Here is a 16,289-nt window from a genome sequence, read left to right on the forward strand (position 1 = left end):
CGCGGGCAAGCGCGCTCCCACATTCGACCGCATTCCTCCAGTTGAAATGCAATCAAATGTGGGAGCGGGCTTGCCCACGAGGAGGCCCTCCAGAACAGCGAGAGACCAAGGCATGAACCCACAACCGCGCATCGCCCTGATCGGCGAATGCATGATCGAACTCCAACACCGCGCCGATGGCAGCCTTCAACAAAGCTTCGGCGGCGACACCCTGAATGCAGCGGTGTACCTGCGCCGCGAGCTGGGCGACATCGGCACGGTTGACTACGTCACCGCCCTGGGCGATGACAGCTTCAGCGACGCCATGTGCACGCAGTGGGCCGAAGAAGGCCTGGGCCTGGGCATGGTGCAACGCCTGCCCGGGCGGTTGCCGGGGTTGTACTGCATTCAGACGGACGCCAACGGCGAACGCAAATTCCTCTACTGGCGCAACGAAGCCGCCGTGCGCGACTGCTTCACCACACCGGCCGCCGAGCCGATCCTGGCGGCTTTGCCGGGTTATGACGTGGTGTATTTCAGCGGTATTACCCTGGCGGTGCTGGGAGAAATCGGGCGTACGCGGTTACTGCAAACCTTGATCGAAACGCGCAAGCGCGGTGGCAAGGTAGTCTTCGACAACAACTACCGGCCGCGTTTATGGGCCAGCGTCGAGGCGGCGCGCGCGGCGTATCACGCCGTGTTGGCCGAGGTGGATATCGCCTTGCTGACCGAGGACGACGAGCGTGCGTTGTTTGGGTATGCCGACAGCGAGCAGGTGTTTGCGGCGTACCCGGCGATTGCAGAGGTGGTGCTCAAGCGCGGCGCGGATGAATGTTTGATCCGTTGCGCGGGCGAACGCTTTGCCGTGCCGGCGCTGAAGGTCGAGAAGGTGGTGGACACAACGGCGGCGGGGGATTCGTTCAGTGCAGCGTATCTGGCCAGCCGGCTGAAAGGTCAGTCGCCAGAGGAGGCGGCCTTGGCTGGGCATCGGTTGGCCAGCCGGGTTATCCAAGTACCTGGTGCACTGATCCCCAAAGCCTAGGCCGATCCCTTGTGGCGAGCGGGCTTGCCCCGCGTTGGGCTGCGCAGCAGCCCCAAAAAAAACGGGAGCGCTACGCACTCCAACGCGGGGCAAGCCCGCTCGCCACAAAAAAACCGGCGGTATCTCTATCAGTCGCGGTAAAACACCTGCACCAGGTGATAGCCAAACTTGCTCTTGATCGGCCCATGAACCACCTTCACCGGCTTCTTGAAGATCACCGCGTCAATCGCCCCGACCATCTGCCCTGGCCGCACTTCACCCAAATCACCGCCGCGCTTGCCGGACGGGCAGGTCGAGTATTTCTTGGCCAGCACATCAAACGCTTCGCCCTTGGCGATACGCTGCTTGAGCTGTTCGGCTTCTTCACTGGTTTTCACCAGGATGTGACGGGCTTGGGCTTTCATGTTGTTACCTGGCAACGGTCAAACGTAAGGGCGCGCGATTATGCCTGAACTCATTCATCGACGCTGATCATGCTGCGGATTTTGGTCGCCAGCAGCTCAACCGAGAACGGCTTGGCCACCATGTCCATGCCGTCCTCCAGGAAGCCCTGGCGCTCGGCGGCTTTTTCGGCGTAACCGGTCATGAATAACACGCGCAGGCCGGGCCGGTGCTGGCGGGCGATTTCTGCCAGTTGGCGGCCGTTCATGCCCGGCAGGCCGACGTCGGTCACCAGCAGGTCCACGCGCAAATCCGACTCCAGCAGCGGCAGTGCCGTGCGTGAATCCGCCGCCTGGTGGGCGGTGTAGCCCAGTTCAGCCAGCACATTGACCACCAGCATGCGCACCGCGGGGTCATCCTCGACGACGACCACCGCTTCACCGGCCAGTGCCAGCGGCGCTTCACTCAGGTGCTGCGGCAGGTTGCTTTCCAGCGCAGTGCCATACAGGCGCGGCAGGTACAGGCGCACGCAGGTGCCTTGGCCGGGCTCGCTTTGAATGGTCACGTGGCCCCCCGATTGCTGGGCAAACCCGTAGATCATCGACAGCCCCAGGCCGGTGCCCTGGCCGATAGGCTTGGTGGTGAAGAACGGGTCGAAGGCCTTGGCCAGAATTTTCGGCGCCATGCCGCTGCCGTTGTCACTCACGCCGAGCATCACGTAGTCGCCGGCCTTGACCGGTTCGAGGGTGGTGATGTCGGTGCCGTCCAGGTAGCTGTTGGCGGTTTCAATCACCAGTTCGCCGCCGTCGGGCATTGCGTCGCGCGCGTTGATCACCAGGTTCAGCAAAGCGTTTTCCAACTGGCTGGCATCGGTATTCACCGGCCAGATGTCCTTGCCCAGCTGCACCTTGAGTGAGATATGCGCGCCTTTGGTGCGGCGAAACAAGTCTTCCAGCGACGCCACCAGCGTGTTCGGGTCCAGCGGGCGGCGGTCGAGCGACTGGCGCCGGGAGAACGCCAGCAGCCGGTGGGTGAGGGCGGCCGCACGGTGAGCGGAGGAGACCGCCGCGTCGGTAAACCGGCCGATCTCATCGCTGCGCCCGGCGGCGATGTAGCGCTGCATCAGGTCCAGGCTGCCGATAATCCCGGTGAGCATGTTGTTGAAGTCATGGGCGATGCCGCCGGTCAGTTGACCCACCGCTTCCATCTTCTGCGCATGGCGCAGCGCATCCTCGGCGCGCTCGCGTTCGAACATCTCGTTTTGCAGGCGCTGGTTGGCCTCGGCCAGCGCCTGGGTGCGCTGGGCCACGCGTTCTTCGAGGTTCTCGTTGAGGTGGCGCAGGGCCTCTTCGGTGAGTTTGCGTTCGGTCTCGTCGATCACGAAGATGTAAAAGCCATTCACCGAGCCGTCATTGCTGAAGCGCGGCAAGTACTTCATCAGTGCATGGCGCGGCCGGCCGTCGTGGTGGGGCGTCACAGTCATGAAGCTGCACGCCTTGCCCTTGAGCGCGGCCTCGATCTTGTCTTCGCGCCCGGCATACACCTCATCGCCGAGCACTTCGCGGATACTTTTGCCGTACAACTCCTGGGGCGTCATGCCGTACCAGTCGAGGTAGGCGCTGTTGTTCAGGCGAAAACGCTGTTCGTGGTCGACGTAACCGATCAGCACCGGCATGGCGTTGATGATCAACTGCAGCTCGGTCTGGCTTTGACGCAGGGCCTGCTCGGTGTGTTTGCGTTCGGTCAGGTCCAATGCTGCGCCTAAAAAGCGTGCCGGGCGGCCTTGATGATCCTTGTAACAGCGCCCGCGCGCGAACACCCAGCGCACCTGGCCGTCGGCTTGCAGCAGGCGGTATTCCTCGGCGTACTCGGTGCCGAAGGTGATGCAATGCTTGATGCTGCGCGCCACCGTGCCGCGGTCTTCGGGGTGTACGCCTTGCAGGTAGTCGCTGATGGGCAGCAGGCCGGCGTCACTCGGGTCGACGCCGTGCAGGTAAGCGAAGTGAGCGTCGGCGATAAAGCGGTCTTCGCCGATGTCCCAGTCCCAGGTGCCGACCGCATCGGTCGCCGCCAGCGCCAGTTGCAGGCGTTGCTCGGTGCTGTGCTGGGCCTTGAGGCTGTCTTCGGAGCGCTGCTGCAGCTCGAGGGCTTTGCTGCGCCGTTCGTTGGTTTCGATGGCGGTGACCAGAATGCCGGCGACGGTCCCGCTTTCATCGCGGACCGGGCTGTAGGTCAGGTCGAGCCAGATCTCGGTATCGCGGTGGTTGCGTTGCAGTACAAAGCGTTGCTCGCTGAACGTGCGCACCTGGCCGCTCAGCACGGCGTCGTAGACTGGCGCGGTGAAGCCGGCCAACTCCGGCCAGGTCTCATGCGCCGGCTGGCCCAACGCGCCGGGGTGCTTGTTGCCCGCAAGCCGCGCAAAGCCGTCGTTGTAAAGCTGCGTGAGCAGGGGGCCCCACAGCAGCAGCATTGGCATCGGTGAGTGGACCACGATGTCGACCGCTGTGCGTAGACTTTGCGGCCAGTCGTTGGCCTCACCGAGGGGGCTTTGCGCCCAGTCCAGCCGCGCAATCAATGCAGCGGCTTCGCTACCGGTGGATGTTCCATTCATGAAAAAGCCCTACACCTGACACTTTGAAGTACAACAAAAGCCGATTATCCCGCGAGACGGGAGCGGCTGACTACCCCTCGAAAAATAGCATGCATTGGGACTTTGTCTTCAATTGAGTGCTTTTGCGCTGAAACCTTTCATCATTCGGCCAGCTCAGGGCGCTGGCGAAACTGCTCCAGCGCTTGCGGATTCGCCAGGGCGTCGGTGTTCTTCACCGGCTCACCGTGCACCACATTGCGCACCGCCAACTCGACAATCTTGCCGCTGATGGTGCGCGGAATATCGGTGACGGCGAGGATCTTCGCCGGCACGTGACGCGGTGTGGTGTTGGCGCGAATCACCTGGCGAATCTGCTGCTCCAGGGCCTCATCCAGCTCGATACCGTCAGTCAGGCGCACAAACAGCACCACGCGCACGTCATCCTGCCAGCGTTGGCCGATGGCCAGGCTTTCCAGCACCTGCGGGACTTTTTCCACCTGGCGATAAATTTCCGCCGTGCCAATGCGCACGCCACCGGGGTTGAGCACCGCGTCGGAGCGACCGTGAATCAGCCAGCTGCCCGTCGGGCATTGCTCGGCGTAGTCACCCTGGGCCCACACGCCGGGAAACTGGCTGAAGTACGAGGCGCGCAGTTTGTGCTGCTGCGGGTCATTCCACAGGCCAATCGGCATGGCGGGAAAGTGCCGGGTGCACACCAGTTCGCCTTTTTCGCCGATCACCGCTTTGCCCTGCTCGTTCCACACTTCGATGGCCATCGCCAGGCTCTTGCACTGCATCTGCCCGCGACGCACCGGCAGCACCGGGTTGCCGATCACAAAGCAGGAGACGATATCGGTGCCGCCGGACATCGACGACAGGCACAGCTCGGCCTTGATCTGGCGGTACACGTAGTCGTAGCTCTGCGGCGACAGCGGCGAGCCCGTCGAAATCAGGCCTTTGAGGCTGTTCAGCGAGTGGCTCCGGCGCGGCTGCACGCCGGCTTTTTCCAGGGTGGCGAGGAATTTGGGGCTGGTGCCAAACACACTGATTTTTTCGGCGTCGATCAGGTCGATCAAGCGTTCCGGTCCGGGGTGAAACGGTGAGCCGTCGTACAGCACCGCCGTGGCGCCGAGGGCCAGCACCGACACCAGCCAGTTCCACATCATCCAGCCGCAGGTGGTGTAGTAGAACAGGCAATCCTCGCGCGACAGGTCGGCGTGCAGGCCGTGTTCCTTGAGGTGGGTGAGCAGCACACCGCCGGTGCCGTGGATGATGCATTTGGGCACGCCGGTGGTGCCGCTGGAATAGAGGATGTACAGCGGGTGAGCGAACGGCACCGCGACAAATTCAGGCTCGCCGCCGGGGGTGTAGAAGTCGTCCCACAGCGCGACTTTGGCCTGGGTCTGATAGTCCGCGACGCGCGCTTGAGGCCGCGCGTAAGGCACGATAATCAACTGTTCGAGGGACGGCAGGCGCGCGAGGATCTCATTCAGTTTGGCCGTTTGGTCGATGCCCTTGCCGGCGTAACGATAACCCGCGCAGGTGATCAGCACTTTGGGTTCGATCTGGCCAAAACGGTCGATCACGCCCTGGGTGCCGAAGTCCGGCGAGGAGCAAGACCAGATCGCGCCGAGGCTGGTGGTGGCGAGCATGCCCACCAGGGTTTGCCAGGTGTTGGGCATGCACGCAGCGACGCGGTCGCCCACGCCGACACCGGCTGCGCGCAGGCTGTGTTGCAGGCCGGCGACGTGCTCGGCCAATTCGGCGTAGGTCAGCTGTTCGCGTTGGCCGTCCTCGCTGATCGCGACCACCGCGGGGTGATCATCGCGACGGCGCAGCAGGTGTTCGGCAAAGTTCAGGGTGGCGCCGGGAAACCACTGGGCGCTGGGCATCTGAGTGCCTTCGATCAGCGCCGCGGTGGGCGGGCTGCGAAACTGCACGTCGAAGAACGCGACGATGGCCTGCCAGAAGTCGGCACGCTGGTCGATGCTCCACTGGTGCAGGGCGGGGTAGTCGGCCAGCTTCAGGCTGTGGCGCTGGTTGATGAAGCGCCGGAACTGGTCCATCCGCGTGTTGCGGATGCGTTCGGGGGAGGGTTGCCAGAGGATTTCGGACATGAGGAAGTCTCTTGTTCTTGTACAAATCTTGCAGCCAACACAGGTCGAAACTGTGGGAGCTGGCTTGCCAGCTCCCACGTTCGATCGTCAGCGTCTGTTTTTATTGGGCCAGCCAGCCGCCATCGATATTCCACGCGGCACCGCGCACCTGCGCACCCGCCTCACTGCACAAGAACAGCACCAACTCACCCAGCTGCGGCGGCGTCACAAACGCCAGCGATGGCTGTTTCTCCGCGAGCAAGTCGTGCTGCGCCTGCTGTGGGTCTACGCCTTTGGCTGCGCGGTCATCAATCTGCTGTTGCACCAACGGAGTCAGCACCCAGCCTGGGCAGATGGCATTGCAGGTGACGTTGCTGGTGGCGGTCTCCAGGCCCACCACCTTGGTCAGGCCGATCACGCCGTGCTTGGCCGCCACATAGGCCGCCTTGCCCACCGAGCCGACCAGGCCATGCACCGAGGCAATGTTGACGATGCGCCCCCAACCCTTGGCTTTCATGCCCGGCAAGCTCAAGCGGGTGCTGTGGAACACCGACGACAGGTTGATCGCGATAATCGAGTCCCAACGCTCGGCCGGGAAGTCCTCCACCGCCGACACATGCTGAATGCCGGCGTTATTGACCAGAATGTCCACGCCGCCGAATTCACGCTCGGCGTAGGCGATCATGTCGGCGATCTGCGCCGGGTCGCTGACGTCCGCCGGGTGATGGCCGACCTTGCCGCCAAATGCCTGCACCTGAGCAATCACCGCGCTGGCATCGCCGAAGCCGTTGAGGATCAGGTTGGCGCCGGCCTCTGCCAGGCTCAGCGCAATGCCCAAGCCGATGCCGCTGGTGGAGCCGGTAACCAGGGCGGTCTTGCCGTTCAATGTCGTCATGAAAACCTCACACAATGCCGGTGGCGTAGAAAGTACCGATCACCACGAACACCGCAAGGGTCTTGATAATCGTGATGCCGAAAATGTCTTTGTAGGCTTCGCGGTGGGTCAGCCCGGTCACCGCCAGCAGCGTGATCACCGCGCCGTTGTGGGGCAGGGTGTCCATGCCGCCGCTGGCCATGGCCGCGACCCGGTGCAGCACTTCAAGGGGGATATTGGCCGCATGGGCCGCCGAAATAAAGCTCTCGGACATCGCCGCCAGGGCGATGCTCATGCCGCCGGAGGCAGAACCGGTGATGCCGGCCAGCAGGGTTACGGTGATCGCCTCGTTGACCAGCGGGTTGGGGATGCCCTTGAGCCAGTCCGCCAGCACCAGAAAGCCCGGCAACGAGGCGATCACCGCGCCAAAACCGTATTCCGACGCGGTGTTCATCGCCGCCAGCAGCGCACCGCTGACTGCGCTCTTGCTGCCTTCGGCGAGCTTGCTTTTGATCGCCGACCAACCGAACACCAACACCATGACGATGCCCACCAGCAACGCCGCCTGCACCGCCCAGATCGCGGTGAGCTTGGCGATCTCAGTGGTTACCGGCGCGCTCATGCCCGGCAGGCTGAGGCTGTGGGTCTTGCCGTACCACTGTGGGATCCAGTGGGTGAACAGCAAGTTCATCACGCCCACCAGCAGCAGCGGCGACAGCGCGATCCACGGGTTGGGCAGCGCCAGGTTGTCGGCCGTTTCCGGCTCGTTGCGCAGCTCGGTGCCATAGCCTTCGCCGGCGCGCTGGGCCTTGTTGCGCTGGCGCGCCAGGTAGAGCATGCCGGTGCAGAACACGAACACCGTGCCGATCAGGCCCAGCCACGGCGCGGCCCAGGCGGTGGTGTTGAAGAAGGTGCTGGGGATGATGTTCTGGATTTGCGGCGTGCCGGGCAGGGCGTCCATGGTGAACGAGAACGCGCCGAGGGCGATGGTCGCCGGGATCAGGCGCTTGGGGATATTGCTCTGGCGAAACATCTCTGCCGCAAACGGGTACACCGCAAACACCACCACAAACAGCGACACGCCGCCGTAGGTGAGCAGGGCGCAGACCAGCACAATCACCAGCATCGCCTGGCGCGTGCCGAGCAAACGGATGGCGGCAGCCACAATCGAACGCGAAAAGCCCGACAGCTCGATCAGCTTGCCGAACACCGCGCCGAGCAGGAACACCGGGAAATACAGTTTGATGAAACCGACCATTTTCTCCATGAACACCCCGGTAAACGCAGGGGCGACGGCGGACGGGTCGGTGAGCAGTACGGCGCCAAGGGCGGCAATGGGGGCAAACAGGATCACGCTGTAGCCACGGTAGGCCGCCAGCATCAGCAGCGCGAGGGCTGCCAGGGCAATGATCACACTCATGGTGTGTCTCCAGATCGAATTGTTATTTTTGTGGGGTGAGGCTTGGAGAGGGGCTATAGCGAGATGTGTGCCAGTTTATTAACTTGTTGAAATATAAGAATATTATTTGATTTATGATCGGTGGTTCTGGAATTAATCTCTATTTAGAGACAGGTGAATATCCAATGTGGGAGCGGGCTTGCTCGCGAAAGCGATGTATCAGTCGGCTCATTAGCTGCTGAACCACCGCTTTCGCGAGCAAGCCCGCTCCCACATTGGAATGTCTTTATAGTGAGAATCGTGTCTCTTTATTGAGATTAGGCAATACCCAGAGCCACCATCTTCTTGTACAGCGTCGACCGGCCCAGCCCCAACCGCTTGGCTGCCTCCACGACGTTGCCTTCACACGCCGCCAACGCGGCCTCAATCACCTGCCGATCAAACCGCTCCCGCGCCGCTGCGAACGTCTCGCCTTGAACGGTCTCTACGGCGCCACGCGCCACCGGGCTGAACGTGCCAATCGCCGCACGAATCTCCTCAGCATCCAACACCAGGTCATCACTCAACAACGCCGCCCGCTCCAGCACATTGCGCAGCTCGCGGATATTCCCCGGCCACGCATGCTGCGCCAGCAACGCCAGTGCCTCGCGGTCCAGTTCATGCTGGCTGCGCAGCTCCTCCAGAATCGCCTCGCTCAACGCCGGGATGTCATCCAGGCGTTCGCGCAACGGCGGCACCTGGATCGGCAACACATTCAGGCGGTAATACAAATCCGCGCGAAACTCGCCGCGCTTGATTGCCGCTTCTAGGTCCATGGACGTGGCCGCGATCACCCGCACATCGCTGTGCAGCATTTCGTTGGAACCGACCGGCTCGTATTCCTTTTCCTGCAACACCCGCAGCAGTTTGCTTTGCAGCGGCAGGGGCATGTCGCCGATCTCGTCGAGAAACAGCGTGCCGCCCTGGGCAATCTGCAGTTTGCCGGGACGGCCTTTGCGGTCGGCCCCGGTAAAGGCACCCGGCGCAGTGCCGAAGAATTCGGCTTCAAGCAGGTCCGCGGGAATCGCCGCGCTGTTGATGCTGACAAAAGCTTTGTGGGCACGCGGCGAGGCGCCGTGAATCGCCTGGGCCAGCAATTCTTTGCCGGTGCCGGTTTCACCCAGCAGCAACACCGGCGACTGCGCATTCGCACTGCGCCGCGCCCGGCGTTTGACGTCCAGGCTGGCCGCGCTGGTGCCGATAAAGTGTGCGAAGTTGTATTTGCTCTGCCGCGAGCGCAGCAGCGAGCGGGTGGACGCCAGCTCCTGCTGCATGCTCAGGTAACGCTCGATCAGCGGCGAGAGGTTGCGCAACTCATCAAACAGCGCAAAGCCAATCGCGCCGATCACCGCGCCGGCATCATCGTGAATGGGCAGGCGCATCACCACCAGCGGGCCTTTGGGCGTGTCCTGGATGTCCAGCAAAATCGGCTGGTCATTGCGCACCACCTGGCGCAGCAGGCTGTTGGAAATCACCTGCTCGCAGGGTTGGCCGATGGCTTCGTCGGCGCTCTTGAGGCCGAAACGCTTGGCGTAGCGCTCGTTCATCCACACGATATTGGCGTCGCGATCGACAATCACCGTGCCTTCGCTGGACTGCTCGATGATTTCGAACAACGACTGGATGGCCAGGCCGCGAACCTGTTGGTAGTCCTTGAGGCTGTCGCTGATGTTCATATTTATGCCGTCAACACAAATGAAGGGTGGAGTCGCAATCCTGTGGGAGCGGGCTTGCTCGCGAAAGCGGTGTATCAGTGCCGCAGGTATTGGCTGACACACCGCCTTCGCGGGCAAGCCCGCTCCCACAGGGGAGAAAGTGCTCCTACAAGGGGATGTGCGCCGCCGCCAGCAGCTCTTTGGTGTACGGATGTTGCGGCGCATCGAACACCACATGGCTTGCACCGCGCTCGACCACCTTGCCATCCTTGACCACAATCATGTCATGGGCCATGGCACGCACCACGGCCAGGTCATGGCTGATAAACAGGTAGGTCAGGCCGTATTTCTCCTGCAACTCACGCAGCAACGCCACCACCTGTTTTTGCACCGTGCGGTCCAGCGCCGAGGTCGGTTCGTCCAGCAGCATCAGTGCTGGCTTGAGCACCAGCGCGCGGGCGATGGCGATGCGTTGGCGCTGCCCACCGGAAAACTCGTGGGGGTAACGGTGGCGGCTGGCGGGGTCGAGGCCCACGTCCTTGAGCACCTGCACCACTTGCGCATCGCGCTCGGCCAGGCTGCACGGCGCGTGCACTTCCAGGCCTTCGCTGATGATCTGCTCCACCGACATGCGTGGGCTGAGGCTGCCGTAAGGGTCCTGGAACACCACCTGCATCTGCTTGCGCCACGGGCGCATTTGCTGATTATTCAGCGGGTCGAGCGCTTCACCCTGGAAGCGGATGCTGCCGGTGGAGTCGAGCAGGCGCAGGATCGCCTGGCCCAGGGTCGATTTGCCCGAGCCAGACTCGCCGACAATCCCCAGGGTCTTGCCGCGCTGCACGCTGAGGCTGATGCCGTCCACCGCGCACAGGTAGGTCTTGCGCCGAAACAGCCCGCCGCTGAGGGGGAACTGCACCGTCAGGTCATCGACCTGCAACACCGTTTCACGCTCATCACTGCACAGCGCCTCGCCGGCCGGCTCGGCATCCAGCAACAGGCGGCTGTACGGGTGTTGCGGTGCGTTGAACAGCGTCTGGCAGTCGGCCTGCTCGACAATCTCACCGGCGCGCATCACGCACACGCGCTGGGCAATGCTGCGCACCAGGTTGAGGTCATGGCTGATCAGCAGCAGCGACATGCCCAGGCGTTGTTGCAAGGATTTGAGCAGCAGCAGGATCTTGCGCTGCACGGTCACGTCCAGCGCGGTGGTCGGTTCATCGGCGATCAACAGTTCCGGCTCACACGCCAGGGCCATGGCGATCATGACGCGCTGGCGCTGGCCGCCGGAGAGCTGATGCGGATAGGCCTTGAGGCGCTCCCTGGGCTTCTGGATACCCACCAGCTCGAGCAATTCAAGGATGCGCGCCTGCGCAGCCTTGCCGCCCAGGCCCTTGTGCAGCAGCAGGGTTTCGCCGATCTGTTTTTCAATGCTGTGCAGCGGGTTGAGCGAGGTCATCGGCTCCTGGAAGATCATTGCAATGCGGTTGCCGCGCAGCTTCTGCAACGTGGCGGCAGAGGCGCCGATCAGTTCCTGGCCGCGATACTTCACCGAGCCTGTGGTGTGCGTGCCGGCTTCGGGCAGCAGTTGCAGGATCGAATGCGCCGTCACCGACTTGCCCGAGCCCGACTCGCCGACCAGCGCCAGGCATTCGCCCTGGCGCACGTCCAGGCACAGGTTGCGCACCACGGTCTGGCCGCTGAAGGCGACACTGAGGTCGCGGATTTCAATGAGGTTCATAGGCAGTCACTCATGAGCGGGGGTCGAAGGCATCACGCAATGCCTCGCCGATAAAGACCAGCAACGACAGGATCAGCGCCAAGGTGAAAAACGCCGTCAGGCCCAGCCAGGGCGCCTGCAGGTTCTGCTTGCCCTGGGCGATCAGTTCGCCCAGCGACGCGCTGCCTGCCGGCATGCCGAACCCGAGGAAATCCAGGGCGCTCAAGGTGGAAATCGCCCCGGTCAAAATAAACGGCAGGTAACTCAAGGTGGCCGTCATGGCATTGGGCAGGATATGCCGGCCAATGATCTTGCCATCGCCCAGGCCCAGGGCGCGTGCGGCCTTGACGTATTCCAGGTTGCGCCCGCGCAGGAACTCGGCGCGCACCACGTCCACCAGTGCCAGCCAGGAAAACAGCGCCATGATCCCCAGTAGCCACCAGAAATTCGGCTCGACAAACCCTGACAGGATGATCAGCAGGTACAACACCGGCAGCCCGGACCAGACTTCCAGAACGCGCTGGCCCAGCAAGTCCACCCAGCCGCCGTAATAACCCTGCAAAGCGCCGGCGGCAATGCCGATGGCGGCGCTGATGGCGGTGAGCGCCAGCGCGAACAGGATCGACACGCGCGCACCAAAGATCACCCGCGCCAGCACATCGCGGGACTGATCATCGGTGCCCAGCCAGTTCACTGCCGAGGGCGGGCTGGGGGCAGGGCGGCTCAGTTCGTAATTGGGCGTGTCATCGCTGAACGGGATCGGCGGGAACAGCATCCAGCCGCCGTCCTGCTTGATCAGCTTTTGCACGTAGTCACTGCGGTAGTCGGCCTGGAACGGCAGTTGCCCGCCGAACTGCTGCTCGGTGTAACGCTTGAACACCGGGAAATACAGCTCGTTTTTGAAACTGAGCACCAAGGGCTTGTCATTGGCGATCAGCTCGCCGCCCAGGGTCAGGATAAACAGGCCGATAAACAGCCACAGCGACCACCAGCCGCGACGGTTTTTCTTGAAGCGCTCGAAACGCCGACGCGCCACCGGAGACAAATCAAGCATCAGGCGTTCCTCGCGGCGAAGTCGATACGCGGGTCCACCAGGGTGTAGCAGAGGTCACCGATGAGTTTTATCAAGAGGCCAAACAGGGTGAAGATAAACAGCGAGCCGAACACCACCGGGTAGTCACGGGACACGGCGGCTTCATAGCTCATGCGGCCCAGGCCGTCGAGGGAGAAAATCACCTCGATCAGCAGGGAACCTGCGAAAAACACGCTGATAAACGCCTGGGGAATCCCCGAGATCACCAGCAGCATGGCGTTGCGAAATACGTGGCCGTAGAGCACGCGCCGTTCGCTTAAACCCTTGGCGCGGGCAGTGACCACGTATTGGCGGGTAATTTCATTCAAGAAAGAGTTTTTGGTCAGGATGGTCAGCGTGGCGAACCCGCCGATCACCAGCGCGGTGACCGGCAGCACCAGGTGCCAGAAGTAGTCGGCAACCTTGCCCACGGTGCTCAGCTCGTCGAAATTCTCCGAGACCAGCCCGCGCACCGGGAACCAGTTCAGCGACGTACCGCCGGCGAACACCACAATCAGGAACATCGCAAACAGGAACGCCGGCATTGCGTAACCGATGACGATGGCGGTGCTGCTCCATACGTCAAAACTGCTGCCGTGGCGCACCGCCTTACGAATCCCCAAGGGGATCGACACCAGGTAGGTGATCAACGTGGCCCACAGGCCGAGGGAAATTGTCACCGGCATTTTTTCCAGGATCAGGTCGATCACCGTCGAGCCGCGAAAGAAGCTGTTGCCGAAGTCCAACTGCGCGTAGTTCTTGAGCATCAGCCACAGGCGTTCCGGGGCGGGCTTGTCGAAGCCGTATTGTTTTTCGATGTCCTTGATCAGTTTCGGGTCCAGGCCGCGGCTGGCGCGGGAGCCGCTGATACTTTCGCCGGAACCGCCGCCGATGCCGCCGCCGCCAATCCCTTGCAAATGCGCGATGGCCTGTTCAACCGGGCCGCCCGGTGCGGCCTGGACGATGACGAAGTTGACCAGCAGGATGATCACCAGCGTCGGAATGATCAGCAGCAGGCGCCGCACGATATAGGCAAACATCAGCGGGTCCCTCCACGTTTTTTCAACTCGGCGTTCATTTGTTCATTGGTCAGTGGCGTGGGGCTGATTTCCCACCAGGTTTCCAGGGCTTCGTCGTTCTTGGCCTCGATCGCCGGGCGGCCGAAGCGGTTCCACCACGCGGCCGAGGTGCCGGGCGGGTAGTAGTTGGGAATCCACAGGTAATTCCATTGCAGCACACGGTCCAGGGCATGGGCGTAAGTGAGCATCTGCGCCTGGGTGGTGGCCTTGACCAGGCCGCTGATCAGCGTGTCGACGGCCGGGTCTTTGAGCACCATGTAGTTATTGGCGCCGGGATCGTAAGCCGCCTGCGAGCCGAAGTAGTTGTACAGCTCCAGGCCCGGCGAGGTGGTGACCGGGAAGCCGACGACGATCATGTCGTAATCACGGGCCATCATGCGGTTCACATACTGCGAGGAGTCGATGCGACGGATATTCAGGGTGATGCCGATCTGCGCCAGGTTGCGCTTGTACGGCAACAGCAGGCGTTCCAGGCCGGGCTGGGCATTGAGGAAGGTGAACTCCAGCGGCTCGCCGTCGGCGTTGACCAGCTTGTCACCCTTGGGTTTCCAGCCCGCTGCTTCCAGCAGCGCCAGGGCTTGCAGCTGTTTGTCGCGAATCATGCCGCTGCCGTCGGTGACCGGCGCCTTGAACACCTGGGTGAACACCTCAGCGGGCACTTGATCGCGCAGCGGTTCAAGAATGGCCAGCTCTTCCTGGGTTGGCAGTTGGCTGGCGGCCAGCGGGCTGTTGGAAAAATAGCTCTGCTGGCGAATGTACAGGTTGCGCATCATCTGCCGGTTGGCCCATTCAAAATCCCACAGCATCGCCAGGGCCTGGCGCACGCGGCGGTCCTTGAACATCGGCTTTTGCACGTTGAACACATAGCCCTGGGCCGGTTGCGGCATCTCTTTGGCCAGGTGCGCGCGTTGCAGGCGGCCGTCGTCCAGCGCCGGGCCGTTGTAGCCGATGGAATAGCCGGTGGCGGAGAACTCACGGTTGAAGTCGTAGGCACCGCCGCGCAGCACCTGACGGGCCACTTCGGTATCGCCGAAGTACTCCAGGCTCAGGTGATCGAAGTTGTACAGGCCACGGCTGACGGGCAAGTCCTTGCCCCACCAGTCCGGGTCGCGGGTGAAGGTGATGGTGCTGCCGGAGTCGATCTTGCTGACCTTGTACGGGCCGCTGCCGAGCGGGGCTTCGTAGCCGCCGCCGTTGGCGAAGTCGCGGGTTTTCCACCAGTGCTCGGGAAACACCGGCAAGGTGGCGATATCCAGCGGCAGGGTGCGGTTTTCATTGCTGGAAAAATCGAAGCGCACCTGGCGCTCGCCTTCGACTTCGACGTGCTTGACGTCGGCGAACAGGGTGCGAAAGCGCAGGCTGCCTTGGGTCATCAATAGATCGAAGCTGTAACGCACGTCTTCGGCGGTGATTGGCGTGCCGTCGGCGAAGCGCGCCTTGGGGTTCAGGTAGAAGCGCAGGGACAGGCCGTCGTCAGCGCGCTCCATCTTCTCGGCGACCAGGCCGTAGACGGTGTAGGGCTCATCCAGGGAGCGCTGCGCCAGCGGGGCGTAGAGCCAGCCGTCGACCTGGGAGACGCCGATGCCTTTGTCGATGTACGGCAGCACATGGTCAAAACGCCCGATCTCGATCGCCGAGCGCCGCAGGCTGCCGCCTTTGGGCGCGTTGGGGTTGGCGTAGTCGAAATGGCTGAAGCCGGCGGGGTACTTGGCCGGTTCGCCGTAGACCGTGAGGTAGGTCTGCGGGGCCGCGATCACAGCGGTGCTGGCCAGCAGCAGGGCCAGGGCGGAGCTGCAGAGTTTTATGGAAAAAGCCAATCGCATTGTCAGCCTTGAGCGCCGGGTGAAGAAGAATAGAGATGTGTACGTTATCGACTTAAGCCTTGCCAGTCATCACATGCACAACGGCCCACCAAAAGGCGGGCCGTTGTTTATAGCATCAGCACAGACTGGATCAGTCCTGGCGGCTGGTGACTTCCAGCAGGTGGTAGCCGAACTGGGTCTTGACCGGGCCTTGCACGGTGTTGACCGGGGCGCTGAAGACGACGGTGTCGAATTCTTTGACCATCTGGCCTGGGCCGAACGAACCGAGGTTGCCGCCGTCGCGGCTGGACGGGCAGCTGGAGTTGGCTTTGGCGATTTCTGCGAAATCGGCGCCGCCTTCGATTTGGGCCTTGAGTTCGTTGCACTTGTCTTCAGTGGACACGAGGATGTGACGGGCGGTGGCTTTGGCCATGGGGAGTAACTCCTTGAATTAAAAAGGGTGAGCGTACCGGATTCAGGCGGTTATTTGTTGGCAAAGTTCCGTTGGGTTTGGGTTGGGTTAGGGTTGGGGGCATATCCGTTGCTGCGGTCACGGCCACTTAG

General features: G+C 62.5%; 12 protein-coding genes. 1 reads left to right on the top strand and 11 read right to left on the bottom strand.

The genetic code is table 11. The features are described from left to right. The first annotated feature begins 112 nt into the window (after positions 1-112). Complete coding sequence (locus tag NTD89_RS19355; protein ID WP_262209142.1) at positions 113-1,021, top strand: sugar kinase; 909 nt, start codon at positions 113-115, stop codon at positions 1,019-1,021. A gap of 128 nt (positions 1,022-1,149) precedes the next feature. On the opposite strand, the gene NTD89_RS19360 is transcribed toward NTD89_RS19355, so the two are convergent. The 11 genes from NTD89_RS19360 to NTD89_RS19410 form a co-directional block, all read right to left on the bottom strand. Then, entirely contained in the window at positions 1,150-1,425 is a 276-nt protein-coding gene (locus NTD89_RS19360; RefSeq protein WP_003174397.1) for a peptidylprolyl isomerase, read from the bottom strand. A 50-nt stretch (positions 1,426-1,475) separates the two neighbouring features. Then, positions 1,476-4,013, bottom strand: coding sequence for a PAS domain-containing sensor histidine kinase (locus NTD89_RS19365; RefSeq protein WP_145165752.1), 2,538 nt, complete (start codon positions 4,011-4,013; stop codon positions 1,476-1,478). A gap of 140 nt (positions 4,014-4,153) precedes the next feature. Continuing rightward, positions 4,154-6,109, bottom strand: coding sequence for an acetoacetate--CoA ligase (locus NTD89_RS19370; RefSeq protein WP_262209144.1), 1,956 nt, complete (start codon positions 6,107-6,109; stop codon positions 4,154-4,156). 100 nt (positions 6,110-6,209) lie between these two features. Beyond that, positions 6,210-6,983, bottom strand: a complete 774-nt coding sequence (locus NTD89_RS19375) for a 3-hydroxybutyrate dehydrogenase (protein ID WP_242197660.1) — start codon at positions 6,981-6,983, stop codon at positions 6,210-6,212. Between the two features lie 7 nt (positions 6,984-6,990). Continuing rightward, positions 6,991-8,382 (bottom strand): GntP family permease, encoded by a 1,392-nt coding sequence (locus NTD89_RS19380; RefSeq protein ID WP_106580117.1) that lies wholly within the window; start codon positions 8,380-8,382, stop codon positions 6,991-6,993. 296 nt (positions 8,383-8,678) lie between these two features. Further along, the gene (locus tag NTD89_RS19385; RefSeq protein WP_262209145.1) at positions 8,679-10,076 is read right to left on the bottom strand and encodes a sigma-54 interaction domain-containing protein; all 1,398 of its coding nucleotides are present in this window, start codon (positions 10,074-10,076) and stop codon (positions 8,679-8,681) included. A gap of 145 nt (positions 10,077-10,221) precedes the next feature. Next, positions 10,222-11,793, bottom strand: a complete 1,572-nt coding sequence (locus tag NTD89_RS19390) for an ABC transporter ATP-binding protein (protein WP_262209146.1) — start codon at positions 11,791-11,793, stop codon at positions 10,222-10,224. Positions 11,794-11,803: 10 nt separating this feature from the next. After that, entirely contained in the window at positions 11,804-12,826 is a 1,023-nt protein-coding gene (locus NTD89_RS19395) for an ABC transporter permease (RefSeq protein ID WP_178119753.1), read from the bottom strand. Then, the gene (locus NTD89_RS19400) at positions 12,826-13,884 is read right to left on the bottom strand and encodes a microcin C ABC transporter permease YejB (RefSeq protein ID WP_262209148.1); all 1,059 of its coding nucleotides are present in this window, start codon (positions 13,882-13,884) and stop codon (positions 12,826-12,828) included. The genes NTD89_RS19395 and NTD89_RS19400 overlap by 1 nt, the downstream gene beginning before the upstream one ends. Then, positions 13,884-15,746 (bottom strand): extracellular solute-binding protein, encoded by a 1,863-nt coding sequence (locus NTD89_RS19405; protein WP_145165744.1) that lies wholly within the window; start codon positions 15,744-15,746, stop codon positions 13,884-13,886. The genes NTD89_RS19400 and NTD89_RS19405 overlap by 1 nt, the downstream gene beginning before the upstream one ends. A 130-nt stretch (positions 15,747-15,876) precedes the next feature. Beyond that, positions 15,877-16,158 (bottom strand): peptidylprolyl isomerase, encoded by a 282-nt coding sequence (locus tag NTD89_RS19410; RefSeq protein WP_010210937.1) that lies wholly within the window; start codon positions 16,156-16,158, stop codon positions 15,877-15,879. Positions 16,159-16,289 lie beyond the last annotated feature (131 nt).

This window comes from Pseudomonas sp. 14P_5.3_Bac1 (genome assembly GCF_025466135.1).
Classification (GTDB): Bacteria; Pseudomonadota; Gammaproteobacteria; order Pseudomonadales; family Pseudomonadaceae; genus Aquipseudomonas.